We start from the raw sequence: 2,241 nt of genomic DNA, 5'->3' as shown, positions 1-2,241 counted from the left end.
GACCGCTCCATCACCACCGCGACCCGATCACCACGCCGCACCCCCACACCCGCGAGATACGACGCAACCCGACCCGAGGCGGCCCACAACTCCCCGTACGACAGCGACCGATCACCCTCCACCAACGCCACCGCGCCCGCGAACTCCCGCGCCCGCTCGGCGATCAGCTCCGGCACGGAACCGTTCAGGACCCCACTCGCCGCCACACTCGATCCGCCGAGCACGGCCGAACGCTCCGCCCCACCCAGCACACCCACCCGGCCCACCAGCACCGACGGGTCCCCGACCATCTGCTCAAGGACCGCGAAGAACCTGGTGAACACCGACTCGGCGGTGTCGCGGTCGAACAGGTCCGGTCGGTAGTCGAGCTTGCAGCGCATCGGGGTGCCCGGGGACACGACGAGCGTGTAGGGGTAGTGCGCTGTCTCCTCACCGGCGATGACGCGCAGGTCGAACGTGTCCTCGGTGGCCGGCCGAGCCGGGGTGCGCGGGTAGTTCTCGTAGACGAGGAGGGTGTCGAAAGTCGCTCCGGGGCCGGTGAGTTGCTGGACCTCGGACAGGCCGAGGTGCTGATGCCCGATCAGGTTCTTCTGCCGCTCCTGGAGTTCGGCGAGCATCCGTAGCACCGGCTGCGCACCGTCGAGTCGCACCCGCACGGGAACGGTGTTGATGAACAGACCGACCATCGACTCCACGCCCGGCAGCTCCGCCGGGCGGCCCGCCACGGTCGCGCCGAAGACGACGTCCGTACGGCCGGACAGCCGGGCCAGCACCAGCGCCCAGGCACCCTGCACCACCGTGTTCACTGTCAGGCCGTGCCGACGGGCGAAGGACGTCACGTCCTCGGCCAGGCGTGCGGGTACCTCACGGGTGAGGATCTCCGGCGCCAGGGGTGCCCTTCCCGAGGCGGCCGCAGCCACCAGAGTCGGCTCCTCCGCGCCGGCCAGTTCCTCCTGCCAGGCGGCGCGGGCGGCCTCCTTGTCCTGGCGGCCGAGCCACACCAGGTAGTCCCGGTAGGAGGCGGGCGGCGGCAGGGCACCGGGGTCGCCGTCGGCCGCGTACAGCGTCCTCAGTTCCCTCAGCAGTACGGGCAGGGACCAGCCGTCCATGAGGACGTGGTGGCTGGTGAGCACCAGACGGTGCCGCGTCTCACCCAGCTTGATCAACAGCAGCCTGAGCAGCGGCGGAACCGCGAGCTGGAACCGCTCCGCCCGCTCGGCCTCGGCCAGTTTGTGCAGGCCGGCCGCCATCTCGACGTCGGGGAGCCCGGAGAGATCGGCCTCGCGCCACGGCAGTACGACGTCCCGGGCGATGACCTGCATCGCCTCTCCCGACTTGCGTCGCCGGAAGCCCGCTCGCAGTGCCGGGTGGCGAGCCAGGAGCGTCTCCCATGCCGTCCGCAACCGTCCCGCGTCCAGCGGTCCGGTCAGGTCGAGCAGGCGCTGTCCCTGGTAGACGTCGGGTCCCTGGTCGTCGAAGGCGGCGTGGAACAACAGCCCCTCCTGAAGCGGAGACAGGGGCCACACGTCCTCGACTGCGGTTCGGGTCATCGCTTCTCTCCTCAAGGCCTGGTGTCCGGTCAGGAGACGCCGCCGGTGAAACCGGCTTCGAGTTCGTCCACCTCGTCCTGTGCGAGGTCGACGAGCGTGAAGTCGGAGGACGTGTGACCTCCCGCGGCGGGGCCGGCCGTGTGTGCGGCGAGTCCGGCGAGCAGGGCCAGCCATGCTCGGCCCAGTTCCTCGGCCGCCGCCTCGTCGAGGACCGTCGTCGGCCAACTCAACGTGAGCTTCAGCTCGGAACCGTCGGCTCCGTCCTGTACGACTGCGGCGGCTTCGAGGGTGTGCAGGGCGGGCATGTCCGGGCCTGCCGAGCCGCCGATCGCGGTCTGGCCGGTCAGCTGCCAGGCCTTCACGGCGGTGGCCGACTTGCGATCGCCGCCTGTGGGGAAGCGGCCCAGGTAGTTGAAGCCGATCTGCGCGGCGGGCAGTTCGGACAGCACCGCGCCCGTCTGCGGGTTCAGATGGCGCAGCAGCCCGTAGCCCAGACCGTCACCGCCGGGCACCGACCGCACCTGCTCCTTGACCACCTTCAGCAGGGCACCGGCCGCTGGTCCACCGTCCAGGACCTCCTCCAGGTCCACGTCGGCGACCGCGAGCCGTACCGGGTGGCTGCTCGTGAACCAGCCCACCGTGCGCGACAGATCCGTACCGGCGACCGGCTCGCGACCATGCCCCTCCACGT

At 70.9% G+C, this 2,241-nt stretch carries 2 protein-coding genes; both read right to left on the bottom strand.

All coding sequences use genetic code 11. The annotated features are described in order from the left end of the window. A partial coding sequence (locus BLU79_RS47220; protein WP_143052613.1) for a condensation domain-containing protein occupies positions 1 to 1,550 on the bottom strand: 1,550 nt, incomplete at its 3' end. Between the two features lie 29 nt (positions 1,551 to 1,579). Further along, positions 1,580 to 2,241 (bottom strand): condensation domain-containing protein (locus tag BLU79_RS47215; protein ID WP_256333778.1); only part of this gene is annotated, 662 nt, incomplete at its 5' end.

Origin of the sequence: Streptomyces sp. cf386, assembly GCF_900103585.1 — a bacterium.
Taxonomy (GTDB): domain Bacteria; phylum Actinomycetota; class Actinomycetes; order Streptomycetales; family Streptomycetaceae; genus Streptomyces.
The sequence above is the reverse complement of the archived record's forward strand: the minus strand, read 5'-3'. Positions and strand labels throughout refer to the sequence as shown.